This is a genomic window from Methylocystis echinoides (assembly GCF_040687965.1).
Taxonomy (GTDB): Bacteria; Pseudomonadota; Alphaproteobacteria; order Rhizobiales; family Beijerinckiaceae; genus Methylocystis; species Methylocystis echinoides_A.
Genome location: NZ_CP156084.1, coordinates 3,715,854 through 3,740,569 on the forward strand (window position 1 = coordinate 3,715,854; position 24,716 = coordinate 3,740,569).

The following is a 24,716-nucleotide window of genomic DNA, read 5'->3' on the forward strand; positions in this document are numbered from 1 at the left end:
CGGGTTTTTTGCGCGCCTCCTGTGCGCAGGCGCACAAACTTCGGGCTGGCTACGGCGTAAACCCCTTCTTGTTCGCAAGACGAACACACGAAACAAGAAGGGGCCTGACCATGAACCGCATCTTCTCCAGCAAATCCGCCGCCAACTTCCTGCGCATCGCCGCGATCGTCGGCGTGGTCGGGCTCAGCGCGGATGTCGGAGTCGCGACCGCCAAGGTCTTTTTGTCGAAGGCTGACGCCGCGCCCGTCGCCGCGAACGTCTCCAGCGTGAAGCCCTTCATCCTCGCGCTCGACACCGAGACGAAGGCCGAGACCGACAAGAAGGAATGCCGCGAAGTCGTGGTCGAGACGGACGAAGGCTATGGCGTGCGCGGCACGGTGACCCGCACGGTCTGCCGCAAGGTCCTGTGATCTGCGTGCAAGCGCCGATCACATGCCGCCGAGGCAGACGTATTTCATCTCCAGATAATCATCGAGCCCGTAGCGCGAGCCTTCGCGGCCAAGACCAGAGTGTTTCACCCCGCCGAAGGGCGCAACCTCCGTGGAAATGAGGCTCTCGTTTACGCCCACCATTCCGAATTCGAGCCTTTCGGCGACGCGGAAAATGCGCGCCACGTCGCGGCTGTAGAAATAGGCCGCAAGTCCATAGGGCGTGGCGTTGGCGAGGCGGATCGCCTCCTCCTCCGTGTCGAAGTGGATGACCGGCGCCACCGGACCGAAGGTTTCTTCCTGAAAGATCAGAGCCTCCGACGGCACATTGGCGAGCACGGTCGGCTCGAAGAAGGTTCCGCCGAGCGGATGACGCGCGCCGCCGACGAGCACCGTCGCCCCATGCGAGACGGCGTCGGCAATATGGCGCTCCACCTTGTCGACCGCCGCCGGCTCGATGAGCGGGCCAACCGCGACGCCCTCCTGCGCTCCGTCGCCCACCTTCAAGGCGCCGGCCGAGTCGGCCAGCCGCCGCGCAAAGGCGTCTGCGACGCGGCGCTGCACGAGAAAGCGATTGGCCGAAATGCAGGTCTGTCCGCCATTGCGATATTTGGTGGCGACGGCGCCCGTTACGGCGCGCTCCAGATCTGCGTCTTCGAAGACGATGAGCGGCGCATTGCCGCCAAGCTCCATCGAGCATTTCTGAATATTGTCGGCCGCCTGCCGCAACAGGATGCGGCCGACCTCCGTCGAGCCCGTGAAGGTGAGCTTGCGCACGATCGGATTGCGGGTCAGCTCCTGCCCAATTGGAACCGGATCGCGGGCGGTCACGACATTAACGACCCCCGCCGGCGCGCCCGCGCGCTGCGCCAGTTCGATCAGCGCAAGCGCCGAAAAGGGGGTCAGCTCCGCGGGCTTCACCACCATTGTGCAGCCGGCGCCGAGCGCCGCTCCGACCTTGCGGGCGAGCATGGCGGAGGGAAAATTCCATGGCGTGATCGCCGCCGTCACGCCGATCGCCTGCTTCAGCACGAGAAGCCGCCGATCCATGGCGCCCGCCACGATGTCGCCATAGACGCGACGCCCTTCCTCTGCGAACCAGTCGATATAGGCGGCGCCATAGGCGATCTCGCCGCGGGCCTCGGCGAGCGGTTTGCCCTGCTCCGCCGTAATGATCCGCGCCAGACGCTCCTGATCGGCCATCACGAGATCGAACCAGCGGCGCATGATCTGCGCCCGCTCCTTTGCAGGGCGATCGCGCCACATCGGCAGCGCGCGCTCGGCGGCTTCGATCGCCCGACGGGTTTCATCGACGCCCATGTCCGGGACGTGGCCGAGCGTCGCGCCGGTTGCGGGATTATGCACGGGGAAGGACGCGCCGCTGTCCGCCTCGACCCAGTCGCCGCCGATGAAAGCGCGTTCGATGAAGGAAGGCTGCGTCTCGCTCATTGCCTCGTTCTCCTGCCGCGCGCCAATTGCGGCGCAGGCGTTCCGTTACACGGCGCGGGCTTCAGGAAAGGTTTAAGTTTCGCCCGTACTGTCAAGCTCACCCTTGCCGTCCCGCTTTGTTCATCAATTAGAAGACAGACTCTTGGCGTCCAAAAGAGAAAAGACGGTCGCCCTTGTCCAGACGCAGGCGGAAAACGCCGGCGCCCAGGAGATCGCGCGCCAGCTTGCCGCCGGTTTCGAAGAGCGCGGCTGGCGGACACGGCAGATTTTCTTCTACCGGCGCACCGAGAGCTTCGACCGCGACTCCAACGTCTTTTTTTGCGCGGCGTCGCGCCCCTCTTCGCCAATCGGCGCGCTGCGACTGCTTGGAGCGCTTTATGGGGAGCTGCGCCGCGCAAAGCCGGACGTGGTCGTCACGCTGCAGCACTACGGCAATATCGTCGCTGCGCCGGTCGCAAAGCTCGCGGGCGCGCGGGTGATCGCGAACCAACTCTCCGCGCCCGAAGTCATTCCGCGCGGCGTCGCCCTCCTCGATAAAATACTGGGAACCCTCGGCGCTTATGACCGCATCGTGGTGAATTCCACGCAGACGGCGACCGCCTATCGCGCCTATCCAGAGCCTTACGCGCGGCGCATCGCGCATTTCGCGCACGGCTTTAAAGATAAGTCCGTCTCTTTATCGAAGTCCGAGGCGCGGAGCCGCGTCGGCCTGCCGCAAGACGTCACCTTGCTCGGCTGCGCCGCGCGGCTGCATCCGCTCAAGCAACTCGACTGCGCCATTGGCCTTCTCTCGGAAAACACGGATCAGCATCTCGCTCTCGCCGGACAAGGCGGCGATCTCGCGCGGCTGAAAGACTTGGCGCAATCGCTCGGCGTCTTGCAGCGAGTCCATTTTCTCGGAGAGCTCGACGCCGCTGGGATGGGCGCTCTTCTGGCGGCGCTCGATTGTTTCGTCTTTCCAAGCGCGGCGGAAAGTTTCGGGCTCGCGCCCGTCGAAGCGGCGCAGGCGGGCGTTCCCGTCGTCGCCAACGACATTCCGATCCTGCGCGAGGTGTTGTCTGTCGAGGGCGCGCCTTGCGCCCTGTTTGTCGACGCAAGAGACCAGGCGTCCTTCGCACGCTCGGTGAGGCGCGTGCTCGACGACGTCCCATTGCGCGCGACGTTGACGACGCTCGGAAGGCGCCTACGCCAACGCTATCCGCTGGAGCGGATGCTCGACGAATATGCAAAGCTCCTTGAAGAGACATTTGCATGAAACGCATTCTCATCGTCGTCTCGGCGGCGCGTTTCATGCGCTGGCAGCAAAGACTGCGCGACCGCCTCGCAAAACGCTGGCCGGAAGCGGAGGTCGCCTTTCGATGCGATGCAGAGCCGGACGATCAACCAAGCGCGGTGACGCAGCTCCTCAACCTCGAACGCCTGCTCATCAAGCGCGCCCGGCCGGCGTTGTGCGATCGCCTTGCGCCGCCCATTTCCGCCGCCGATGCGGCCGCCGACGTGATCGTCGATCTGACGGGCGGAGCCGACATGAAGAGCGGCGCCCGCATGCTCAGGCCGCTCTACGACGGTCACCGCGCGGATCAGGCCGCCATCAACGCCATTTTTTCCGGCGTTGCGCCAATTCTCGCGATTCAAGACGTCGCGACGGGCGACATCGCCGCGCAAGGATTGCCGTCCTTCGAATGCGAGCCCGCGCTGACGCTCTACCTCGACGCCGTCTACTCACGCGTAGCCCTGCTGATCGAACAGGCGATCGCGGTCCCCCGCCCTTCCGCAACGCCACCCGCGCGCGCGACGCGCTCCGCTCCGACGCCCGGAGCCTATCTCGCGAAACGGCTCGCATTCGCCGCCACACGGGCGATGTATCGCTTATGTTGCCATTCGCCCCACTGGCGGATTGGCTGGCGCTTTAACGACGGGCCGGGCGCGCTCGAAACTGGATCGCTCGCCGGCCCGGCCTGGAACGCCCTTTACGACTGCGATATGGGCTTCGCCGCCGATCCTTTTCCCGTGCAATGGCGCGGACGCATGGGCGTCTTTTTCGAGTCGATGGATTATCGCAGCGGGAGGGGCGCGATAAGGTTTCAGGCCTTTGGCGCGGAAGGTCCGATCGGCCACGCGCTGACAGCGCTCGCCGAGCCGTGGCACCTCTCTTACCCCTTCCTCATCGAGGACGCGGGCGTCCTTTACATGGCGCCCGAAGCCTCGGCCTCGCAAGCGATCACGCTCTATCGTTGCGTCGAATTTCCGTTGCGTTGGGAGCCTGTCGCCAAGCTCGTGGACAACGTCGAGGCGGCCGATGCGACAATCTTCCGCCACGGCGGACGCTACTGGATGACCTCGGTCGTCCGCGACGGCTACGGCGGCTATTCCGACACGCTTGCAATCCATCACGCCGCAACTCTATTGGGGCCGTGGGAGCCGCATCGGCTCTCGCCGGTTCTGGTCGACTCCCGCTTTGCGCGCCCCGCCGGCGCCGTTGTCCCGACCCCGCGCGGCCTCTTCCGTCCCGTGCAGGATTGCGAGAAAGGTTATGGCAAGGCCATTGCGATTATGAGGATCGACGCGCTCGACGCGGAAAATTTCAGGCAGTCTTTCGTGAGCCGCATGACGCCCGGAGCGCGCTGGACCGGCGGACGCTTGCACACACTCAACCGTTGCGGTGGTCTGGAATGCATCGACGGCGCGATTCTTGCGCCGAAATATCTGCCTTTCCGACGGCTCGCACAACATCGCATCGACAGCCGAATTTCCACCGCAGAGCGTCTCGCCGTTCAAGCGCTTTAGAAGTTCATGTCGGCCCCGGTTTGCGCTCGCCCCGCGACTTGCGAGCTGGCGCGCATCCTCTCGCGCAGCGGGGAGAGAAGGCTGAGGATCGAGGGATCGACGCCGATCTTCCGATAGCAGATTGCAGATAAAAGCATGAACAGCGGCACATTGACCAGCGTCCAGCCGGCGGCGGCGCCGGGCGCGCCGAAGCGCCAGGCCAAAAGCCCCGTGAGCGCGACCCGCGCGAACGTCGCGCCGGCGATGATGCGGGAATAGAGCTTCTCCTGACCCGTCGTGAGGAGCACGACTGACGCCGACCCGCAGGTCGACATCACGAAGCAGCCTGTCGCAAGAATGACCAGCGTCAGATAATCGGCGGCGTAGCGCGCGCCGAAGAGCGTCAAGAACTGCCCGCCGAAAATGTAGATCAGGAGCAGGAGCGGCGCGAGCATCGCGGTCGACACGAGAGCAATCGATCGCAGCAATTCCTGAAGCTTCTGCGCATTTCCCGAAAAATAGAGACTGGCGCTGCGCGCGACCGTGACGGTATTCAGCCCGGTCAGCGCCATCAGGAAAACATTGGCGATGCGCGCGGCGGCGAAATAATCTCCCGCCGCCGCGGGCGAGGCGACATAGCCGATCAACAGGACGTCGAAATACATGCTCGCCGCTTCGAGCATGGCCGATTGCCACATGGGGAGACTGCGCGACAGCCATTTGCTTCTGTCGGCGTAGCTCGCCGCAGGCGCCTCCTGCTTTCGACAGACGCGCCAGACCGAAACGGAAGCGAAGGCCAGAGAGAGCAATTGCCCCACGCCTGCTATGACGAAGAATTCCGCCCGCGTCAGCCCCTGATGGAAGGCGCCCCAGACAACTGCGGCAAGCAGAATGGCGCGCCAGATAAGTTCGCGCGACGCCTCCGACACCAAGACGCCAACGACAGCGCGCGCCGAATGGGAGGAGTAATGCAGGATCGTCTGCGTCAGCAGGAAGAAGGCGGCGGACAATAAAACCGTGTTCGCCACGCCGGGAAAAAACAAGGGCGCGCAGACGACCATCGTCGCTGCGAACAGGACGCCCGAAACGAGCGTCAGCGTCCAACCGAAGCGATAGGCGCCCCATGCCCGCGCATAGTCGCTTCTGCCAGCATATTCGCCGAAGGAGCGCGCGATCAGCGTGTCCTGACCGAAGACGGCGGCCACGGCGAGAAACCCGACCGCGTTGAACCAGATCGCCAGACTGCCGAAGTCGTCGGCCGTCATGGCGCGCGCCGCCAGAGTGAAGACGGCGAGCGTCATCAGCGCCCCAGCGGCCTTTATCGACATGGCGACGATCGCGCCGAACGCGGCCCGTTGCGATTTCAATTGGTCGATCAAAGCCGAGACGCGCGCGCGCATCAATTTGCCCTCGCTTCCCCCATCGGCTTAAGCTATGCCCTTGAGCGGCGCAACCGGTGATCGGAAACTGTGGTTAGTCATAACGGGCGCTGCTCTTGCTGTGTGTAACCAGCGGTTCATTTTTCTGGCGGCTTTTTCATCGCCAAGACGACGCTCGGCGGCCCGCCGACGACGCGCTTATCGATCCATCTGTCACGCCCTCGAAAACCGAGCCCCCTTTGTCGCCATCGCCGCCGCCCCATGCTCCGGAACCGCCGAACGAACTCTCGGGGCGCATCGTCATTCTCGCCAATCCCGCCGCCGGCAGGCGCAATCGAGCGGCCTTGTCACGTCTCGCGGCGGGACTGACGGCTGCGACGCGCCAGGTCGATGTCCTCGAAAGCCCGGGCCCGGGGGACATTCGCCGCCTCGCGCGTGACGTCGACGCCGACTGTCTGCTCGTCGCCGGTGGCGACGGCTCCGTCAATGAAGCCGTCGTCGGCCTCCTGGAACGTCCCGGCGCAAGACCCGTCCTCGGCGTCGTTCCGCAAGGGACGGTTAATATTCTTGCGCGCGAACTCGGCCTGCCGCGCGACATGGCCGCGCTCGCGCGCGCCTATCTGGCAAACAGAAGGGGAAAGCTCCATCTCGGGCTCGCGAACGACCGCCCATTCGTGCTGATGGCCTCCGTGGGTCTCGACGCTGAAGTCGTTCACGCTCTTCGCCCCGAGTTGAAACGCGTCATCGGCCGCGCCGCCTATCTCATCGAGGCCACGCGCCTCGCCTTGCGTAAAGGCCCTCTCCTCGAAATCGAGACCGACGCCGGGCTAGTCGCGGCGAAACTCGCAGTGTTCACGAAATCCAGCCGCTACGGCGGGGATTTCGTCATCGCAAGGAATAGCCGTGTTTTGACGCCGGGGCTGCGGCTCGTCGCGCTCCGCGAGGTCGGGCCGCTCGCGCTTTGCCGGCTGGGGTTTTTCATGATGCTGGGTCGAATCGAAGACAGCGGCCTCGTCGCCACGATCGAGACGCGCCACGCCCATGTGCGCGCCCCGGTCCCGGTCGCAACGCAAGTGGACGGAGACCCGCTCGGCGTCACCCCTCTCCGCGTGCGCGAGGCGGAGGAGACGCTCGACATTCTTCTTCCGTTCGAAGGACCGGAGCCATGAATATGCTACCGCTCCGCGTCCCGTGGATTCGTCTGGCGATCGCCGCCGCCTATGTCACGCTGGCCCCGGCGCTGATGTTGATGAAGTGGGACGGCGTCTATTTTACGCGCATGATCGCCGTCAGCGGTTTCAACGCGATTCTCACAGCCCTTATCTGCGCCGCCGTCGTCACCCTCAGAAACGACCTTGCGCGCAAAACTTTTTACACTTTGCTCGGAACGTCTTTCGTCGTCTACGCGCTGGTCGTCTTTTATTACGTGCTCGTCTACGACGAAATGATTGGCGTTGCGGCGGCGAGCGCAGTTATCGACTCGAACCCCACAGGCTATCGGGAATATTTGAGCGCCTTCCTGGATCCGGCGTCGTCGATGCGCGCGATAGCGCTGGCGCTGCCCATCGCCGTCGCCGTCACGATTGGCCCCAAGAAGATGACGCTCGAGAACTCCCTGGCGCGAACCATTCTCGTCGTCGCCGCCATCGGCCTGGCGGCTGCGGGCTACACAAAGGAGTTCATCCGAAAGAACAGCCTCTATTTCGTTGTCACGACGAGCTTCGCGGAGGTCGTCGCCAGCAAGAAGGAGGTCGTCGAAACGGTCAAGAGGTTTGGAGATCGCAAGCCTTTGGGCGTCGTCAATCACGACGCGCGCCGCCGGGTGCATGTGCTGGTTCTCGGCGAGACGGCGACGCGCCGTCATATGTCGCTTTACGGATACGACCGGCCAACCAATCCGCTGCTCGAAGCGATCCGCGACAAGCTCTTGGTCGTCGCCGACGCCTGCTCGTCGCGCGGAGCGACCGCGCCCGCGCTTCAGGAACTCATGAGCTTCGCCAATCGCGAGGACGCGACGCCGCTTTTCACGCAGCCCAGTTTTCTCGAAACTTTGAAGGCGGCCGGATACCGCACCTATTGGCTGTCGAACCAGCCCAACGCCGGGCTTCTTGCGACCTGGGCCACGATCTTCGCGGCCGCAGCCGAAGTGCGCACGCTCGTCAACGCGAATGGCGGCACAGACGAAGCGAGCCGTATGGATACGAGAAGCTATGACGAAAAGCTTCTCGCGCCCTTCGACGCCGCGCTGTCAGAGCCCGGAGACGCCAAATTCATCCTCGTGCATCTCATGGGGTCACATGCAGCCTATGAGCTGCGCTATCCGCCGTCCTACGCGGTCTTCGGCGCCGACGGGCCCGGCGCGCCGCCTGAAAAGCCCGGCTCGTTTCTCGACTTCTGGCGCAAGAAGTCCGCCGACGTCGACGCCTATGACAACAGCATGCTTTACAATGATTTCGTGCTTCATAGGCTGATCGAGAGAGCGAGCGCTGGCGACGTCGATACGCTCACTTATCTCTCCGACCATGGCGAGGGCCTCGGAGAGAACGGCGGCGCGCGCGATCACCATGACGGCTCGACGGTTCGCCAGGTGTATGAAATTCCGTTGTTCTTCCATGTCGGCGCCCGCTTCTCCGTCGACCGCCCGGAGACCGTCGACCGGATGAAGGCCGCGCTCGATCGGCCCTTCCAGTCGGACCGCCTCACGCATACGCTTCTCGACCTCTACGCGATCGAGGCGCCGCAGCGGCGTCAGGAATGGAGCCTTTTTTCTGCGGATTATCGTCCGCCGCCCCGCTTCTGCGACAGCCTCGCCAAGGTCCCGGACGTGGCGTCGATCAGGGGCCCCTAACCGGCCTCATCAGCCAGGCAGACAGACGCGTCCCGCTCTGCGGACGCGAGGGCCGATTTCGACCCGCAGCCTGCGCCCACTGGCAAGCCGCCAAAAACCGACATAATCTTAAGGGAATCACAGGCTGTGCGGCGACTGCCCGCGCGTTCCCCGCCTCGAGGTCGTTCTTGGCTGATCATCCCTTCGACTATCCGCTCTCTCGCCGTCTTCTCATCCGCGCCGGCGCCTTTGGCGCCGCCGCGCTCGCCTCGCCCGCCTGGGCCAAAGCGGGCGCCAAGGCGCAGACGCCCGCGCCGCTCGCGCCGGGCGAGATCGAGAGCCATGGTCTCTCGACCTTCGGCAATCTGGCCGAGCCCGAAGATTTCAAACACTTCCCCTATGTGAACCCGAACGCGCCCAAGGGCGGCACGCTCGCGCTCTCGCCGGCGAGCCCCACCTTCGACACGTTCAACGCCTATGTGCTGCGGGGCAACCCGGCGACCGGCATGTCGCTCGTCTTCGACACGCTCATGAACCAGAGCCTCGACGAGCGGGACGCCTATTACTGCCTCGTCGCCAAGAAGGTGCGCATCTCCGCCGACAAGCTCACCTACACCTTCCTGTTGCGCAAAGAGGCGCGCTTCCACGACGGCTCGCCGCTCACGGCGCATGACGCGGCCTTCTCGCTCAATATTCTCAAGACCAAGGGCCATCCCGTCATCAGCCAGATGCTGCGCGACCTCGAGAGCGCGACGGCCGAGGCCGACGACATACTGGTCGTGAAATTTGCCCCCGGCCGCACCCGCGACCTGCCGCTCAATGTCGCGAACCAGCCTATTTTCTCCCGCGCCTATTACAAGGACCGCGACTTCGAGGCGACGACGCTCGAGCCGCCGCTCGGCTCCGGACCCTACAAGGTCGGCCAGTTCGAGCAGGGCCGCTACGTCGCCTTTCAGCGCGTGCCCGACTATTGGGCGAAGGACTTGCCGATCACCCGCGGCCAAGGCAATTTCGACGTGGTGCGCTTCGAATATTTCGGCGACTCTCAGGTCGCCTTCGAGGCGTTCAAGGCCGGCGCCTTCACCGAGCGCGAGGAGAACATCGCCCGCGTCTGGGCGACGGGCTACGACTTCCCGGCCTTCAAGGACGGCCGCGTCAAGCGCGCGACCATGCCCAACAACAACATCCCCAACATCCAGGGATGGATGTTCAACACGCGCAAGAAAATTTTCAAGGACCCGCGCGTGCGCGAGGCGATCGGCTACGCCTTCGATTACGAATGGACGAGCCGCAATCTGATGTACGACGCCTATAAGCGCATCTCCTCCTATTTCGAGAATTCGGAGCTTGCCGCGCGCGGCCTCCCGAGCGACGGGGAGAAGGCGCTGCTCGAGCCCTACCGAGATCAGCTGCCGGCGGAAGTCTTCGGCGAGCCCTTCATGTCGCCCGTCTCCGACGGCTCGGGGCAGGATCGCGCTCTGCTCAAGAAGGCGAACGATCTCTTCATCGCCGCCGGCTGCACGCGCAAGGACGGCGTTCTGCGCCTGCCCGACGGGACGCCGCTCGAGTTCGAATTCCTCGACAATTCGAACGTCTTCGAGCGCCACACGCAACCCTTCATCAAGAATCTCAAGCTGCTCGGCGTGACCGCCCGCATCCGCGTCGTCGACGCCGCGCAGTACAAGAAGCGGCTGGAGGATTTCGACTTCGACATCGTTCACGACGTCATGCTGATGGCCTGGAACCCCGGCGAGGAGCTGCGGGCCTATTTCAGCTCGAAGACCGCCAATGTGAACGGCTCGCGCAACCTCGCCGGCATTTCGCACCCCGCCATCGACGCCCTGGTGGACAAGGCGCAGCAGGCGGATTCACGCGAGGCGCTCGTCGACTGCTGCCGCGCGCTCGACCGGGCGCTGCGCTCGCAGCGCTATTGGGTGCCGCACTGGTACAATCCGGTGCACCGCTACGCCTATTGGGATCTTTTCGGACAGCCGGAGCAGCCGCCGAAATTCGACACGGGCGTGCTCTGGACATGGTGGTGGGACGAGGGCAAGGCCCGCAAGATCAACTTTACGGGGCGCTGACGCATGGGAGCCTATATCGCCCGCCGGGTGCTGCTGATGATCCCGACGATCCTCGGCATCATGCTCATTTCCTTCGTCATCGTGCAGTTCGCGCCGGGCGGCCCGGTCGAGCGCATCATCGCGCAGCTTCAGGGCTTCGACGTGGGCGCGACGGGACGTTTCTCGGGGGGCGGCGGCGACGTCGGCCAGGGCGGCGCGTCGCAGACCGGCCCGATGGCGGCCGAGAGCGCCTCCAAATATCGCGGCGCGCAGGGGCTCGACCCGAAATTCATCGCAGAGCTCGAAAAGCAGTTCGGCTTCGACAAGCCGGCCTGGGAGCGCTTCCTGCTGATGGTGAAGAATTACGCGCTATTCGACTTCGGCCGCAGCTATTTTCGCGATGAAAGCGTGATCAAGCTGATCGGCGAGAAGCTCCCGGTTTCCATGTCGCTCGGGCTGTGGATGACGCTGTTTTCCTATTTGATCTCCATTCCGCTCGGCATCGCCAAGGCGGTGCGAGACGGCAGTCGCTTCGACATGTGGACGTCGAATGTCGTGATCGTCGGCTACGCCATCCCGAGCTTTCTCTTCGCCATGCTGTTGATCGTGCTCTTCGCGGGGGGCTCCTTCTGGCAGATTTTTCCCCTGCGCGGCCTGACCTCCGATGATTTCAACGAGCTCACGCTGTTCGGCAAGGTGAAGGATTATCTCTGGCACATCGTCTTGCCAGTCAGCGCATTGACGCTCGGCGCCTTCGCGACCCAGACATTCCTCACCAAGAACTCCTTCCTCGACGAGATCCGCAAGCAATATGTGCAGACCGCGCGCATGAAGGGCCTGACCGAAAACCAGGTTCTTTACGGCCACGTCTTCCGCAACGCCATGCTCATCGTCATCGCCGGCTTTCCAGGGGCCTTCGTCCACGCCTTCTTGACCGGCTCGGTGCTGATCGAGACCATCTTCTCGCTCGACGGTCTCGGCTATCTCTCTTTCGAAAGCATCGTCAATCGCGACTATCCGGTGGTCTTCGCCAACCTGTATATTTTCGCGCTTGTGGGCCTCGTGGTGAACCTGATTTCCGACCTGACCTACACCTGGATCGATCCACGGATCGATTTTGAAACGCGCGAGGTTTAGAGATGGTCGCCGTAACCGACGCGCCCGAGCGGCTCGCGCCCCCGATCGAACGCAGCGGGCTCTTGCGGCTGTCGCCGCTCGATCAGCGGCGGCTCGCCAATTTCAAGGCCAACAAGCGCGGCTATTGGTCGTTCTGGATCTTCATGACGCTCTTCGTCATGTCGCTTCTGTCGAACATTCTCGCCAACGACCGGCCCATCCTCGCCTGGTACAAGGGCGAGCCGCTGTTCCCGGCCTTCGTGTCCTATCCCGAGGAGAAATTCGGCGGCTTTCTGGCGCGCACCGACTATCGCGACCCGACGATCGAAAACGAGATCAGGGCGCATGGCTGGATGCTGTGGCCGCCGATCCGCTACTCCTATGACACGCATAATCTCGACCTGCCGACCCCCGCGCCCTCGCCCCCGACCTGGCTGCTGACCAAGGCCCAATGCGAGGCGGCGGCCGCCAAGCTCCTGAAGCCCGGCGAGCCCAACCGCGGCTGCTCGGCCATCGAATGGAACTGGCTCGGCACGGACGATCAGGGCCGCGACGTGGTCGCGCGCCTGCTTTACGGGTTTCGCGTCTCGGTTCTGTTCGGCCTCATCCTCGCGACGATCTCGTCCATCGTCGGCGTCGCGGCGGGCGCGATACAGGGCTATTTCGGCGGACGCGTCGACCTCGTCTTCCAGCGCTTCATCGAGGTCTGGTCCTCGCTGCCGCAGCTCTATCTGCTCATTATCATTTCGTCCTTCCTCACGCCGGGCTTTTTCGTGCTGCTCGGCATTCTGCTGCTCTTCTCTTGGGTGTCGCTCGTGCATGTCGTGCGCGCCGAATTCCTGCGCGCCCGCAACTTCGAATATGTGAACGCCGCCCGGGCGCTGGGCCTGTCGAATTTCCGCATCATCCTGAGGCACCTCTTGCCCAACGCCACGGTGGCGACGCTGACCTTCCTGCCCTTCATCCTCAATTCCTCGATCACGACGCTGACGGCGCTCGACTTCCTGGGCTTTGGCCTGCCGCCCGGCTCGCCGTCGCTCGGCGAATTGCTGCTGCAGGGCAAATCCAACCTCCAGGCCCCCTGGCTGGGCCTCACGGGCTTCGCCATCATCGCGCTGATGCTGTCGCTCCTCGTCTTCGTCGGCGAGGCCGTGCGTGACGCTTTTGACCCGAGAAAGAATTTCCGGTGAAGTCGGATAAAATGCCGCCGGAGGCAGACGAGATGGACAAGATCGTGCGAGAGCATTATCCAGCGGCCAAGTTGCCGGAGGAATTGCGTGCGGGTATCGACCCCAACGCCCGTGTGACGATCACGGTCGAATTAGAGGAAACGCCTGGGGCCGTCATGCCTCTTGAGGAAATGTTTGCGCTCCGCCGGGACGTATTTTTGAGTCAGAGTGAAGTCGACGCATATGTGAAATCGCTTCGCGATGAGTGGGGCAACTGACCTCGTGCCCGCTCCGCTCGTCTATGTCGATACAAATGTCTTCATTACTGGCTTCGAATCGCCCATCGAAGCCGCCAAGCCCGTGCAGGACTTTCTCCTCCGCCTCAGGGAGAGGCCCGGCTCGGCCGTAACGAGCGAGCTGACTCTGGCGGAGCTTTTGGCGCCGGTATCGCGTCCCGGCGGACTGCCGACCCCTGTGAAGCGACGGCTCTATCTCGATCTGCTCATCTGGAGCAAAATGTTCGACTTGCGGCCCATAACGCGGGATATTCTCATCGAGACTGCCGACCTGAGATGCGCGACGCGTCACACGCTGCCGGACGCAATTCACCTCGTCACCGCAATCCGAGCGCAGTGCAGATATTTCTTGTCTTACGACAATGGCGTTAGACCGCCCCAGGGCATGGAGCGCATTCCGCCAGACCGCCCCGGGATAGACGTGGTTCTCCGGGCTTGGACCCAGTGAGGCCGAAACTGGAAGACGCAATGACCTCCGCTCCCCTCCTCGACGTCCGCGACCTCTCGGTCTCCTTCCTCCAGGGAGGCAAGGAGACCGTCGCGGTCGACCGCGTCTCCTTTTCGCTCGAACGCGGCAAGACGCTGGCGCTCGTCGGCGAATCCGGCTCCGGCAAGTCGATCAGCGCGCTCTCGATCGTGCGTCTCCTGCCGCCGGGCGCCATGGCCACGGGCCAGGCGCTGTTTGCCGGCTCGGACATGCTCTCGATCAGCGAGCGCGACCTGCGCGCCATTCGCGGCGCACGCATCACCATGGTCTTTCAGGAGCCGATGACCTCGCTCAATCCGCTGCAAACGATCGAGCAGCAGATCGCCGAGATCCTCGAACTCCACGGCATGCGCGGGCGCGAGGCCATGCGCGCGCGCGTCATCGAACTCCTCGCGGAAGTCGGCATTCCAAATCCCGAGGCGCGGCTCGGCGCCTATCCGCACCAGCTTTCCGGCGGGCAGCGGCAGCGCGTGATGATCGCCATGTCGCTCGCCAACAAGCCCGATCTGCTCATCGCCGACGAGCCGACGACCGCGCTCGACGTCACCGTGCAGGCGCAGATCATCGCGCTGCTCGAGCGCCTGCAACAGACTTATGGCATGGCGATCCTGTTCATCACGCACGACCTCAATCTCGTGCGGCGCTTCGCCGACACTGTTTGCGTCATGCAGAAGGGCCGCATCGTCGAGAGCGGCGAAGTGAACGCGGTCTTCGATGCGCCGCGCCACCCCTATACGAAGGCCCTGCTCACCGCCGAACCGAAGGGCGATCCCATCGTCGAAGACGACAAGGCCCCGGTTGTCATCTCGGCGGACGATCTGCGCGTCTGGTTCCCCATCAAGCGCGGCTTCATGCGCCGCACCGTCGATCATATCAAGGCGGTCGACGGGGTGACGCTGCAGGTGCGCTCGGGCGGCACAGTGGGCGTCGTCGGCGAATCCGGCTCCGGCAAGACGACCCTCGCGCTCGCCATGCTGCGTCTCATCCGCTCGGAAGGGCCGATCGTCTTTCTCGGCTCGCGCATCGACGGCGCCAGCGTCGCCGAGATGCGGCCGCGGCGACGCGATATGCAGATCGTCTTTCAGGACCCTTACGGCTCGCTGTCACCGCGCATGTCGGTGGCCGAGATCGTCGCCGAGGGCCTCACTGTGCAGCGGCCGGAGCTTTCGCTCGACGAGCGCCGCGAGATCGTCGCCCGCGCGTTGAAGGAGACGGGGCTCGATCCCGCGACGATGGATCGCTATCCGCATGAATTTTCCGGCGGCCAGCGCCAGCGCATCGCCATCGCCCGCGCCATGGTGCTGGAGCCGAAATTTGTCGTCCTGGACGAGCCGACTTCCGCGCTCGACATGTCCGTTCAGGCGCAGATCATCGACCTGCTGCGCGATCTTCAGCGTCGTCGTTCGCTCGCCTATCTCTTCATCAGCCACGATCTGCGCGTCGTGAAGGCGCTCGCCGGCCAGCTCATCGTCATGCGGCACGGGAAAGTCGTCGAGGCCGGCCCTGCCGAAAAACTTTTTGCGCATCCCGAAAATGAATATACGCGCGCGCTATTTGCGGCCGCTTTTCGCAATCAGGCGGAGAGTGTCAACGGTGTAGGTTAAGCCAATCGTTAGAATCGCAGGCGTAGAGATTTTCGCGCAGGCTCAACCTGCGAGATTATTCTTTTCGCGCTTGCGAGGATCAAATGACGAGTCTTGCCGAGGAGGCGGCCGCGATCATCCGCTCGCGTTATGGGGCCGGCCCGGTCGAAACCGCGCTGATTACCGCGGGAGTCTTCAACAGCCTGCCAGAGCTTGGCGAACGACTTGTCACCATTCCCTATGCGGACCTGCCCGGCTTTCCAACCTGCGCCGGCGTTGAGGACGGGGAATTTATCGTCTCGGCGATCGATGATGCGCCGACCGTCATCTTGAAAGGCCGCTCAACCTTTTTTGAGACGGGCGACCCCAGCCTCATGGCGGCTCCGATAGAAACCCTCGCGCTGCTGGGCGCCCGCGCCGTGCTGAGCACAGGCCTCGCGCGCGTCGCGCTGGCCCCTCTTGCGCCAAGCAGCGTCGTCGTGGTGACGGACCACATCAATTTCAACGGCCTCAACCCGTTGATCGGCGCGGCGGCGAGCGGGGACGGACTGGCCGGTTCGAACGAGGCGTACGACAAGCGGCTGCTCCGCCGCATCAAACTCGCCGCCGCGGAAGGCGGCGTCACGATCCATGAAGGCGTGATGATGTGGTTTTCCGGGCCGACATTCGAAACGCCGGCGGAGATAAAAATGGCGCGCCAGCTCGGCGCCGATATCGTCGGCTGGACGATTCCGCCCGAAGCGATCCTTGCACGGCGCTTCGGGCTCCCTTTCGCCGGCATCGCCGTCATTGCGGAGGTCCCTTCCGACTCGCAGGGCCCCGACCAGTCTCGCAATTCTGTCGCCGCCGGAATCGTGGGCGTCAAACGCCTCGCGCGCACCTTCATCAAGGCGCGCTGCTGACCGTATCGGGCGCCTTCGCGCGCTTAGGGTCGCGGGAGACCAGCATCGTCGCCACGAGGGTTTGCACCGTCCGACCCGCGCCGTCGCAGGCGCCTCCGTCGAAGGTGACGAGACCCCGATCCGGCAGCGAGCGCGAGACGCGCAATTTGGTGATCTCGCCTTGGATATGCAGATGGTCCCCGGGCCGCACCGGCCGCTTCCAGGAAATCTGCGTATCGACGCCGATGAGACCTCCGGGGAAGGTCACCCCGCAACGATAAAGCAGGTGACGCACCGTCGCGGAGGCCGTCTGCCAACCGCTGGCGACGATCCCGCCGAACATGCTGTCGCGCGCGGCGTGTGGATCGAGATGGAAATATTGCGGATCATTCTCGCGCGCGAAGGCGACGATCGCCTCTTCCGTCACCTCTTCAGGCTCTGAGACGAAACGTCTGCCGACGAAAAGATCTTCAAAATAGATGACCTTCTCCATGGGGCGACTATCCGCTCAAACGCCGCACGCCGGTGATGTCCCCGGCGCCGGCCTCGAGATTGCGCGCGCGCACAAGCTCCAGCGGCTCGCTGGACACCAGCATGTGCGTTCCGTTGGCGTGGAGCAGCGTCGTGGAATCGCGCATGATTCCAACGTGGCCCTTCCAGAAGACGAGATCGCCGCGCTCGAGCGGCGCGCCGATCTCTACGGGGGCGCCAAGTTGCGCTTCCTGCATGTCGCTGTCACGCGGCGCCTTGCGGCCCGTCGCGGCGAACGCGATCTGGACGAGGCCGGAGCAGTCGACGCCGATCGAGGACTTGCCGCCCCAGAGATAAGGCGCGCCGATCAGCGTTTCCGCGACGGCGACAAAATCCTCGGCGGGCGCGTCGAGCGCCGAGAGATGGGTTCGCCAGATGAAGCCCCTGTCGCGCGTCACGAGGAAGGCGTCGCGCTCCTCCACGACGGAGACTTCGGCGCTCAACGGCAGCGCCAGCAGCGGCGGCTGTTTGATGCTCGCGGCGGGATAGACGAAGGTGCGCGGCACGGCGACCCGATGCGTGGGCGCGCTCAATTCGCTCCACAGGGCGTTGGCGGCGATCCAGCCGACATAGCCATCGCGCGCGAGCTGCGCCCAGGCCCAGCCTTCTTCCTCGTCATAAACGGTCACGCGCTCGCCATAGAGCGCCTGCGTATCGATGGCGGAATCGGGTCGCGGCTCGCGCCGCAGGTCGACGACCCCCTCCTTCACTTCCATGACCACGCCTTCGACATAGCGGTCGGCGGTGACGCGGCCCTTGAGATAGACGGCGGCGAGATCGGCGCGCGCGGGGGTCAGGCGTCGGTCGAAGGGGCTCGTCATGCCTTCGCCCTTTCCGTCGCGCGCTTTTCGATGAGATCGTAAAGCAGCCGCGCGCTCTGCACCTCGCCGCCCTCCGGCCGGCCGGGCTTCGTCGATGGGTTCCAGCAATAAACGTCGAAATGCGCCCAGCGCGCCGGGTCGGCGACGAAACGGCGCAGGAACAGCGCGGCGACGATGGAGCCGGAGAACCCGCCGCTCGTGACGCTGACCACGTCTGAAATCTTGCCGTCGAGGCCGCCGTCGTAATTCTCCCACAGCGGCATGCGCCAGACCGGATCATTCGCCGCGCGCCCCTGTGCGAAGATCGCCTCGGCAAGCGCGTCGTCGCCCGTATAGAAGGGCGGCAGTTCCGGCCCCAGCGCCACGCGCGCGGCGCCGGTCAGCGTCGCGAAGTCGAAGAGAAGATCCGGCTGATCCTCGCTGGCGCAGGCGAGCGCGTCGGCGAGAATGAGCCGCCCCTCGGCGTCGGTGTTGCCAATCTCGACCGTGAGCCCCTTGCGGCTGCGATAGATGTCGCTGGTGCGGAACGCGTTCGCGGAAATGGAATTTTCCACGATCGGCAACAGCACGCGCAGCCGTACCGGAAGGCCGGCGTCCATGAGCATGGCGGCGAGCGCCAGCGCGGTCGCGGCGCCGCCCATGTCCTTCTTCATCAGCGCCATGGCCGAAGAGGGCTTGATGTCGAGGCCGCCCGAATCGAAACACACGCCCTTGCCGACGAGCGTCACCTTCAGCCCGTCCTCGGGGCCATGCGTGAATTCGACGAGACGCGGCGGCTGCGCGGCGGCGCGGCCCACGGCGTGGATGAGAGGAAAATTCTCGGCGAGCAGCGCATCGCCGACGATCGCGCGCGCCTGCGCGCCATATCGGGCGGCGAGGCCCAGGGCGGCTTCCGCCAACGCCTCCGGCCCCATGTCGTTTGCGGGCGTATTCACCAGGTCGCGGCCGAGCGCAACTGCCGACGCGATGCGTTCGATGCGGGCGCGGTCGACCCCCTGCGGCGCGCACAGGCGCGGCGACTCCGGCCTGGCCGCCACATAGCGGGTGAAGGCGTAGCTTGAGAGGAGAAAGGCGAGCGCCGCCTGCCCGGGATCGGCGACGCCCTCGCCCAGCCGATAGAGCCCTGGCGGCAAGCCGGTCGCGAGCTTGCCGGCGAGAAACGGGTCGCGCTTTTTCGCCTCTGGCTCCTCGACGCCGAAAAAGGCGCGCGCGGCCGCGCCGTCCAGCGCGGGCGCGACGAGCAGATTCCCGGGCTTGCCCTCGAAGCGCACGGAATCGGCGATCGCCGCAACCGCCGCGGACAGGCTTTCCTTCACCTGCGGCCAGCGGGCCTTATCCACGAAATCGACGGGAATCGCCTCTGCGGACCAGTCCTCGAGCTTCATCGTCATCGAGCGCCTATCAGCCTCCGTTAAGCTTCCGTTAAAGTTAACGCTTTACTGCCAAGCTTGGAAATCGTCCTCGCTATGGAACAATAAGCCGTGACAAAGGCGTCTCCTGCTTCGCCCCGCGTCGCCTGCGCCCTGGCGCTCGTCGCGCTCGTCTGCCTTTCAGGATGCAACAAATCCTCCTTGGGCGATATAACGGGCTCGGTCCGGGGGGCCTCCGCCCCCCTCCCCCAGGATGAAACGGCCTTGCGCCGCTTCGCTGAGGAGTGGGGCCAGCGCTATGATCGCAACCCCAAGGACAAGACCACCGCAATGACCTACGCCAAGGCGTTGCATGCGCTGGACCAGAACGCGCAGGCCGTCGCCGTGATGCAGGGGCTGGCGATCACCTATCCCGAGGATATGAAGGTGCTCGGCGCCTATGGCAAGGCGCTTGCCGACGCCGGAAAATTGCAGCAGGCGGCCGAAACGCTGGAAAAGGCGCATACGCCGGAGCGCCCCGACTGGTCGATCCTGTCGACGCAAGGCTCGATCGCCGATCAGCTCGGCGATCACGAGGCCGCCCGCAACTATTACGAGGCGGCGCTGAAAATCCGCCCCAACGAGCCCACGGCGCTCTCCAATCTGGGGCTCTCCTATGCGCTGGCGAAAAATCTGCCCCGCGCCGAAGACACCCTGCGGCTCGCGGCGAGCCAGCCCTCAGCAGATATGCGCGTGCGTCAGAATTTGGCGCTGGTGTTGGCCCTTCAGGGCAAATTTTCCGAAGCGGAACAATGGTCGCAACGCGATCTGCCGCCTGCCGACGCCGCCCAAAACGTCGCCGCCATCCGGGAGATGATCTCGCAGTCGGACACCTGGCGGGAGATTCAGGCGGGCGCGGCGAAGAAATCGAACGCCGCCCGGTAAGCGCGCCATGGCTAAAGGCCGTCCGGGGCGGCCTGCTTAACCGATCATTAGTCATAAAGCTGGCTAATTGTCACGCTTGCGCTATGGCGCCAGATTGGGCGCTCTTATGGATGGTCTTATGTCGTCGAGACGAGCCCTGATCGCGATGACCCTGCAGGCGCGCGTGGCGGCGCGCGCCACATTGCTCATACGCCTGTCGCTGCTCGCGATCGTTTTCCTGTTGAACGGCGACTTCCATCCCGACATCACGCCCAGCGGCGAAGGCTCGAATTTCCAGCAATATCTCGGCCTCGTCTTTTGGCTCGTCATCATTGCGTCGAGCTTCTTCGCACGGCCTGTTCTAAAGATCGAATGGAGCGTCGGCCTCTACGTCACTCTTGCCTTCTTCGGCCTGGCGATGGCCTCGGCGCTCTGGTCGGACAACGCCCAGAGCAGCCTGCTCAAGTCAGCTGCGCAGCTGGTCGTTCTCATCGGCGCCTGGCGCCTCACGGCGACATTCCCCTGGGAGGACGTCGCCGTCTGCATGCAGCTCGGACTTTTCGCCATTTGCCTCCTCTCGGCGGCGATGGCGATCTTCGTCCCGAGCGTCGGCGTGATGAGCGACTATCTTCACAACGGCCAATGGAGCGGCCTCTTCTCCTCGAAGCAGACATTGGGCGTCTGCGCCGCCATGCTGCTGTTCTTCTCGACCTTCCGGTTGATGAACGGCGCCGGCCTCCTGTGGAGCTGGTCCGCCATCGCACTCGCTATTCTTTGCTTGCTCGCCTCCGGCTCACGGGGCGGCGGCGCGCTCGCGGTGGAGGCGATCGGCGCCATCTATCTCATGAGCAAGTCGAAGGCCTTCGCGCGCGTCCTCGCCTTCGCGCCCTCGCTGTTGGCGGTCGTGGGCGGCGGCGTCATCGCCTATCTGCTGGTGACGCAAAACCGCTATCTCGTCGTCTTCGGCGCGCCGCTGGATTTTACCCAACGCACCTACATTTGGCAGCACGCGCTGAATTTTTTCTGGGATTCGCCGTGGTTCGGGGCCGGCGTCAACGGGTTCTGGACGCGAAGCGTCGTGAAGGAGCTCTTCCTCGAACGCTACCAGTGGTTCCTCGACAATTATCACAACGGCTACATCGCCATCGTCATGGAGACGGGAATCGCCGGCTATACGCTCTTCCTGCTCTCCGCTCTGCTGTTCGGGCTCCGCATGAGCCTTCTCATTCGCGGGAGCGTCTTTCCGCCGAGCCAGACCTCTTTCGGGGTGAGTTACGCCTGCCTGCTGTTCCTTCTCAATTTCACCGAAACCTACTTCATGCGCTCGACAAATATCCTCACGACCCACCTCACGATGATAACGGCTTTCGTGTTCGCGCGTCCGATCCCGGCCCCGGTTCGATCTCCCGCCAAAGACCCTTCCCGCGTGGAAAGACGCCGGCGCGCCCCGGGCGCGCTGCGGGCGGCGCCGCTCTGGGATGCGCTCTGATGCGCCGCCTGGGAAGACGCCTCGTCCGCTTCGTCTCTCTATTCGCCCTCGCCGTTGCAGGCCCGGACGCGCTTGCGTCCGAGTCGGCGCGCGACGCCAGTCCTTTACGCAAAGGCGTGAACATCCTCGGCTACGACGGCATATGGGAAGGGAGCTTCGACAATCCCTTCCGCATGACGGATTTCGGCCGAATCCGAGCAGCGGGTTTCGATCACGTCAGGGTGAATTTTTTCGGATTCCGCCATTTTGACAAGAAGGGCAAGCTCGACGCCCGCGTGCTCGACATTTTGGATCGCGTGCTCGATCGCGCCGACGCCGAAGGCTTGAGGGTTGTCCTCGATCAGCATGACAATCAGGACTGCCAGACGAAGCCCGCGGGCTGCAAGGGGCGACTCGTTTCCTTCTGGCGGCAAATCTCGGCGCGATACGCCCGCGCGCGGCCGAATGTTGTTTATGAGCTCCTCAACGAGCCCGGCGGCGAAATGAGCCATGAGCAGTGGAACGCCGCCGCGGCCGCCGCTCTCGCTCAAATTCGCGCACGGGAGCCCGAGCGGCTCGTCATCGTCGGCGCGCTCAACACGAGCGACATGGCGGCGATCGAGAAGCTCGAACTTCCCGAGAGCGACCGGCGGCTGATTGTGAGCGTGCATTATTACGATCCGCATCGCTTCACCTTCCAGGGCGCGAGCTGGAGCGAGGAATATGCGCATGTGCGCGACGTCGCCTGGGGTTCAGGCGCGGCGCGACGGCAGATCGTCGACGATTTTGCGCTGATCGCGCGCTGGGGAAAGGCGCAAGATCGGCCGATCTATCTCGGAGAATTCGGCGCGCTCGAGACGGCGCCGCCGTCGTCGCGCGCCGCATGGACGCGTCATGTCGCGCGCACCGCGGAAAGCTTTGGCTGGGGGTGGGCCTATTGGCAGTTCGACCATGATTTCTCGCTGACGGACCCGGTGACGCGGGCCTGGAACACGCCGCTCCTCGACGCTCTGATCAAACGAGGAGCCGATTGACGCAGGCGGCGACCGGACGAGGATTTTCGTGGGCGGCGTCGGGAAAGCCGAGCGGCTCCCTGGCCGAGCCGATGACGCCCGGCGTGCTCGCGCGTTCGTTCTTGCTGTTCGTGCGCCGCAACCTGCGCCTCATCGCCCTCGTGGCGCTCGCGGTCGCAGCTCTCGCATTCGGCTTGGCGGCGATTTTCTTGAGGCAGTATTCGGCGACGACCGTCGTAATGATCGACCCTCGCGCCACGCGCGTCACCGAGAAGGCAGGCGTGCTCGCCAATATCGGCTCGGACTTCAACGCCATCGAGAGCATCGTGCAGGTCGCAAAGTCAGACGGATTCGTTGGCGGGGTCGTGGACCAGCTCGACCTTGCGCACAATCCGGTCTTTGCCGGTAAAGGCGCGACGCCGGCGCTTCTGCGACAATCGACAATCCAGAAGCTGTCCGCTCATTTGACCGTGGCGCGACGCGGCGCGACCTATGTCATCGACGTGACGGTGAAGTCGCCGTCCGCCGAGGAAAGCGCCAAAGTCGCGAATGGCGTCGCGCAGAGAATCCTCGACGATCAGGCGTCCTTGCGTTCCGGTCTCAGCGCCTTGACCGCCCGCGAGATCGAGAAGCGGCTCACGGAACTCCGCGTGCGCGTCAACCGCGCCGAGCGGGCCGTCGCCGAATTCAAGGCGCAAATCAAAGTCACCGACGCGGGCCAGGGCAATACGCTGCTCGAACGTCGTATCGTGGAGTTGAACCAGCAGATGGTGCTCGCCGCGTCTCGCACCGCCGAGGCGCGCGCACGCTACGACTTGTTGCGCAAGGCTGGCGCCAGCGCCGGCGATAATCTGCCGCAGGACGTTCAGTCGAGCGTTCTTTCCGGTTTGAGAGCGGAATATGCGCGGCTGTCTCGACAAGCCGCCGATCAGGCGACGGTGCTTGGGCCGCGCCATCCGGAAGCCATCAGCCTGAAGGCGCAGATCGGCGACATTCGCCAGCAGATCGCCGCCGAAATCGCGCGGCTGATTTCCGCCGCCCGCAGCGACTTTCGCGAGGAGGAGCAGCGAGAGGCCGAGTTGACGCGCCAGCTCAGGGCCACGCAGGCGGAAAGCGGCGAACTCGGGCCGCAGATGGTCAGGCTCACGGAACTCGAACGCGAAGCCAAGGCCGAGCGCGAAGTCTTCGAAGAGTTGTTGAGCCGGCAGCGCGAGCTGGCGCAAGTCAACGGCCTCGAGCCCAGCGACGTGCGCATCGTCTCGCCCGCCGTCCCGCCGACGAGTCCCGCGCCGGGGAAAGTCATCCTCGCGATGGCGAGCATGGGCCTTGGCCTTGCGGCCGGCCTGGCCGCTGCGGGCTTGCACGAGACGCGATCCACGACGCTGCGAACGAGCGCCCAGGCGGCAAGTCTGGGTGGCGTCGAGGCGCTCGTCTTCCTGCCCATGGCGCCCGCGCCGCCTGACGCGGCGCGCCGGGCCATCGAGGCGCCCGATGTTACGGCGTGGCTCTCGGAAGTCTGCCGCGGCGTCATCCAACCCGGCGCCGACGCGGACGGCGCCGTCGTCCTCGTTTCGTCCTCGGTGAGGGGCGAGGGGCGCTCGACCGTCGCCATCAATCTCGCGGCCTTTCTCGCGCGGGGCGGCGACCGGGTCCTGCTCATCGAGGCCGATCGGGCGGAGCACGTCAAAAAGCCGCCTCACGGGCTGCTCGACGTTCTCGCCGCGAGGGAAAATCTGACATCCGCCCTCATCGAGCAGCCGACCGACGGCTACACGCTCCTTCCCTTCGGCGGACGCGACGCGGGCGACGGCGCGGACATCGGCGCGCTGATGCGCGGCGCAACCCTACGCGCCCTCCTGAAAGTCGCCCGCCGATGGTTCGACGTCATCATCATCGACGGGCCGCCAGCGCTCGAAGCCCCGCAAGCGCCCTTTCTCGCCGAACAGGCCGACAGGCTTCTCTTCGTCGTCGAATGGGACAAAACGCATCGCAGCGACGTCGGGATGGCGCTCGACCGTCTCGACGCCGTTGAGGCCGCCGTCGTTTTCAACAAGACCGATACGGCCAGATTGCGCCTCTACGACCCCGAGCAGGCGCGCGTGCTCGAAAGCCGCAAACGCGCCGCCTGAGACTGGCGGCGCGCTGCGCGTCGAAGACTGACGTGGC

Annotated in this window: 21 protein-coding genes; 16 read left to right on the forward strand and 5 right to left on the reverse strand. The window is 64.6% G+C overall.

Annotated elements, in window-relative coordinates:
• The first annotated feature begins 110 nt into the window (after window positions 1–110).
• Entirely contained in the window at window positions 111–410 is a 300-nt protein-coding gene (locus RVU70_RS18430; RefSeq protein ID WP_363348958.1) for a hypothetical protein, read from the forward strand.
• Window positions 411–428: 18 nt separating this feature from the next.
• On the opposite strand, the gene RVU70_RS18435 is transcribed toward RVU70_RS18430, so the two are convergent.
• Window positions 429–1,877 (reverse strand): NAD-dependent succinate-semialdehyde dehydrogenase, encoded by a 1,449-nt coding sequence (locus RVU70_RS18435; RefSeq protein WP_363348960.1) that lies wholly within the window; start codon window positions 1,875–1,877, stop codon window positions 429–431.
• Window positions 1,878–2,019: 142 nt separating this feature from the next.
• Here RVU70_RS18435 and RVU70_RS18440 point away from each other — a divergent pair, with 142 nt between their 5' ends.
• Together RVU70_RS18440 and RVU70_RS18445 are read left to right on the forward strand one after the other, a co-directional pair.
• Window positions 2,020–3,132 (forward strand): glycosyltransferase family 4 protein, encoded by a 1,113-nt coding sequence (locus RVU70_RS18440; RefSeq protein ID WP_363348962.1) that lies wholly within the window; start codon window positions 2,020–2,022, stop codon window positions 3,130–3,132.
• The gene (locus RVU70_RS18445) at window positions 3,129–4,664 is read left to right on the forward strand and encodes a hypothetical protein (RefSeq protein ID WP_363348964.1); all 1,536 of its coding nucleotides are present in this window, start codon (window positions 3,129–3,131) and stop codon (window positions 4,662–4,664) included. The genes RVU70_RS18440 and RVU70_RS18445 overlap by 4 nt, the downstream gene beginning before the upstream one ends.
• Here RVU70_RS18445 and RVU70_RS18450 read toward each other — a convergent pair.
• A complete protein-coding gene (locus tag RVU70_RS18450; protein ID WP_363348966.1) occupies window positions 4,661–6,043 on the reverse strand; it encodes an oligosaccharide flippase family protein in 1,383 nt (460 codons plus the stop codon). The two genes, RVU70_RS18445 and RVU70_RS18450, sit on opposite strands and share 4 nt — an antisense overlap.
• Window positions 6,044–6,261: 218 nt before the next feature.
• On the opposite strand from RVU70_RS18450, the gene RVU70_RS18455 reads away from it, so the two are divergent.
• The 9 genes from RVU70_RS18455 to RVU70_RS18495 all read left to right on the forward strand — a co-directional run bounded on the left by RVU70_RS18455 (window position 6,262) and on the right by RVU70_RS18495 (window position 16,465).
• A complete protein-coding gene (locus RVU70_RS18455) occupies window positions 6,262–7,191 on the forward strand; it encodes a diacylglycerol kinase family protein (protein WP_363348968.1) in 930 nt (309 codons plus the stop codon).
• Entirely contained in the window at window positions 7,188–8,870 is a 1,683-nt protein-coding gene (locus RVU70_RS18460) for a phosphoethanolamine transferase (protein WP_363348970.1), read from the forward strand. The genes RVU70_RS18455 and RVU70_RS18460 overlap by 4 nt, the downstream gene beginning before the upstream one ends.
• 167 nt (window positions 8,871–9,037) lie before the next feature.
• Window positions 9,038–10,933, forward strand: coding sequence for an extracellular solute-binding protein (locus RVU70_RS18465; RefSeq protein ID WP_363348972.1), 1,896 nt, complete (start codon window positions 9,038–9,040; stop codon window positions 10,931–10,933).
• A gap of 3 nt (window positions 10,934–10,936) precedes the next feature.
• Window positions 10,937–12,049 carry a microcin C ABC transporter permease YejB gene (locus RVU70_RS18470; RefSeq protein WP_363348974.1) on the forward strand — a complete coding sequence of 371 codons (1,113 nt, stop codon included), beginning with the start codon at window positions 10,937–10,939 and terminating at the stop codon, window positions 12,047–12,049.
• A 2-nt stretch (window positions 12,050–12,051) separates the two neighbouring features.
• Window positions 12,052–13,218, forward strand: a complete 1,167-nt coding sequence (locus tag RVU70_RS18475) for an ABC transporter permease (RefSeq protein WP_363348976.1) — start codon at window positions 12,052–12,054, stop codon at window positions 13,216–13,218.
• A gap of 32 nt (window positions 13,219–13,250) precedes the next feature.
• Entirely contained in the window at window positions 13,251–13,475 is a 225-nt protein-coding gene (locus tag RVU70_RS18480) for a hypothetical protein (RefSeq protein ID WP_363348978.1), read from the forward strand.
• On the forward strand, window positions 13,459–13,941 hold the full coding sequence (locus RVU70_RS18485) for a PIN domain-containing protein (RefSeq protein WP_363348980.1): 483 nt from the start codon (window positions 13,459–13,461) through the stop codon (window positions 13,939–13,941). Before RVU70_RS18480 ends, RVU70_RS18485 begins: the two co-directional genes overlap by 17 nt.
• A 20-nt stretch (window positions 13,942–13,961) precedes the next feature.
• Entirely contained in the window at window positions 13,962–15,584 is a 1,623-nt protein-coding gene (locus RVU70_RS18490; RefSeq protein ID WP_363348982.1) for an ABC transporter ATP-binding protein, read from the forward strand.
• 83 nt (window positions 15,585–15,667) lie between these two features.
• Window positions 15,668–16,465, forward strand: coding sequence for a purine-nucleoside phosphorylase (locus RVU70_RS18495; protein WP_363348984.1), 798 nt, complete (start codon window positions 15,668–15,670; stop codon window positions 16,463–16,465).
• Here the strand turns inward: RVU70_RS18495 and RVU70_RS18500 are convergent.
• Genes RVU70_RS18500 through RVU70_RS18510 form a run of 3 tightly spaced genes read right to left on the reverse strand, consistent with a single transcriptional unit; the run spans window position 16,449 to window position 19,181 of the window.
• Window positions 16,449–16,937 (reverse strand): MaoC/PaaZ C-terminal domain-containing protein, encoded by a 489-nt coding sequence (locus RVU70_RS18500; protein WP_363348986.1) that lies wholly within the window; start codon window positions 16,935–16,937, stop codon window positions 16,449–16,451. The genes RVU70_RS18495 and RVU70_RS18500 overlap by 17 nt on opposite strands.
• A 7-nt stretch (window positions 16,938–16,944) precedes the next feature.
• Window positions 16,945–17,796 carry an NlpC/P60 family protein gene (locus tag RVU70_RS18505; RefSeq protein ID WP_363348988.1) on the reverse strand — a complete coding sequence of 284 codons (852 nt, stop codon included), beginning with the start codon at window positions 17,794–17,796 and terminating at the stop codon, window positions 16,945–16,947.
• Entirely contained in the window at window positions 17,793–19,181 is a 1,389-nt protein-coding gene (locus RVU70_RS18510) for a leucyl aminopeptidase family protein (RefSeq protein ID WP_405044888.1), read from the reverse strand. The genes RVU70_RS18505 and RVU70_RS18510 overlap by 4 nt, the downstream gene beginning before the upstream one ends.
• 96 nt (window positions 19,182–19,277) lie before the next feature.
• Between RVU70_RS18510 and RVU70_RS18515 the strand changes: the two genes are divergently transcribed.
• The 4 genes from RVU70_RS18515 (at window position 19,278) to RVU70_RS18530 (ending at window position 24,679) form a co-directional block, all read left to right on the forward strand.
• A complete protein-coding gene (locus RVU70_RS18515; RefSeq protein WP_363348992.1) occupies window positions 19,278–20,090 on the forward strand; it encodes a tetratricopeptide repeat protein in 813 nt (270 codons plus the stop codon).
• Window positions 20,091–20,208: 118 nt separating this feature from the next.
• Window positions 20,209–21,558, forward strand: a complete 1,350-nt coding sequence (locus RVU70_RS18520) for an O-antigen ligase family protein (RefSeq protein ID WP_363348994.1) — start codon at window positions 20,209–20,211, stop codon at window positions 21,556–21,558.
• Window positions 21,558–22,571, forward strand: a complete 1,014-nt coding sequence (locus RVU70_RS18525) for a cellulase family glycosylhydrolase (RefSeq protein ID WP_363348996.1) — start codon at window positions 21,558–21,560, stop codon at window positions 22,569–22,571. The genes RVU70_RS18520 and RVU70_RS18525 overlap by 1 nt, the downstream gene beginning before the upstream one ends.
• Window positions 22,568–24,679 (forward strand): polysaccharide biosynthesis tyrosine autokinase, encoded by a 2,112-nt coding sequence (locus RVU70_RS18530; protein WP_363348998.1) that lies wholly within the window; start codon window positions 22,568–22,570, stop codon window positions 24,677–24,679. The genes RVU70_RS18525 and RVU70_RS18530 overlap by 4 nt, the downstream gene beginning before the upstream one ends.
• The last annotated feature ends 37 nt before the right edge of the window (window positions 24,680–24,716 follow it).

What these genes read in the sequence shown, in the direction of transcription:
- RVU70_RS18430 (WP_363348958.1), top strand. Translation starts at nt 111, where the DNA reads ATGAACCGCATCTTCTCCAGCAAATCCGCCGCCAACTTCCTGCGCATC.
- RVU70_RS18435 (WP_363348960.1), bottom strand. Translation starts at nt 1,877, where the DNA reads ATGAGCGAGACGCAGCCTTCCTTCATCGAACGCGCTTTCATCGGCGGC.
- RVU70_RS18445 (WP_363348964.1), top strand. Translation starts at nt 3,129, where the DNA reads ATGAAACGCATTCTCATCGTCGTCTCGGCGGCGCGTTTCATGCGCTGG.
- RVU70_RS18450 (WP_363348966.1), bottom strand. Translation starts at nt 6,043, where the DNA reads ATGCGCGCGCGCGTCTCGGCTTTGATCGACCAATTGAAATCGCAACGG.
- RVU70_RS18460 (WP_363348970.1), top strand. Translation starts at nt 7,188, where the DNA reads ATGAATATGCTACCGCTCCGCGTCCCGTGGATTCGTCTGGCGATCGCC.
- RVU70_RS18470 (WP_363348974.1), top strand. Translation starts at nt 10,937, where the DNA reads ATGGGAGCCTATATCGCCCGCCGGGTGCTGCTGATGATCCCGACGATC.
- RVU70_RS18475 (WP_363348976.1), top strand. Translation starts at nt 12,052, where the DNA reads ATGGTCGCCGTAACCGACGCGCCCGAGCGGCTCGCGCCCCCGATCGAA.
- RVU70_RS18480 (WP_363348978.1), top strand. Translation starts at nt 13,251, where the DNA reads ATGGACAAGATCGTGCGAGAGCATTATCCAGCGGCCAAGTTGCCGGAG.
- RVU70_RS18485 (WP_363348980.1), top strand. Translation starts at nt 13,459, where the DNA reads ATGAGTGGGGCAACTGACCTCGTGCCCGCTCCGCTCGTCTATGTCGAT.
- RVU70_RS18490 (WP_363348982.1), top strand. Translation starts at nt 13,962, where the DNA reads ATGACCTCCGCTCCCCTCCTCGACGTCCGCGACCTCTCGGTCTCCTTC.
- RVU70_RS18495 (WP_363348984.1), top strand. Translation starts at nt 15,668, where the DNA reads ATGACGAGTCTTGCCGAGGAGGCGGCCGCGATCATCCGCTCGCGTTAT.
- RVU70_RS18500 (WP_363348986.1), bottom strand. Translation starts at nt 16,937, where the DNA reads ATGGAGAAGGTCATCTATTTTGAAGATCTTTTCGTCGGCAGACGTTTC.
- RVU70_RS18505 (WP_363348988.1), bottom strand. Translation starts at nt 17,796, where the DNA reads ATGACGAGCCCCTTCGACCGACGCCTGACCCCCGCGCGCGCCGATCTC.
- RVU70_RS18510 (WP_405044888.1), bottom strand. Translation starts at nt 19,181, where the DNA reads ATGAAGCTCGAGGACTGGTCCGCAGAGGCGATTCCCGTCGATTTCGTG.
- RVU70_RS18520 (WP_363348994.1), top strand. Translation starts at nt 20,209, where the DNA reads ATGTCGTCGAGACGAGCCCTGATCGCGATGACCCTGCAGGCGCGCGTG.
- RVU70_RS18525 (WP_363348996.1), top strand. Translation starts at nt 21,558, where the DNA reads ATGCGCCGCCTGGGAAGACGCCTCGTCCGCTTCGTCTCTCTATTCGCC.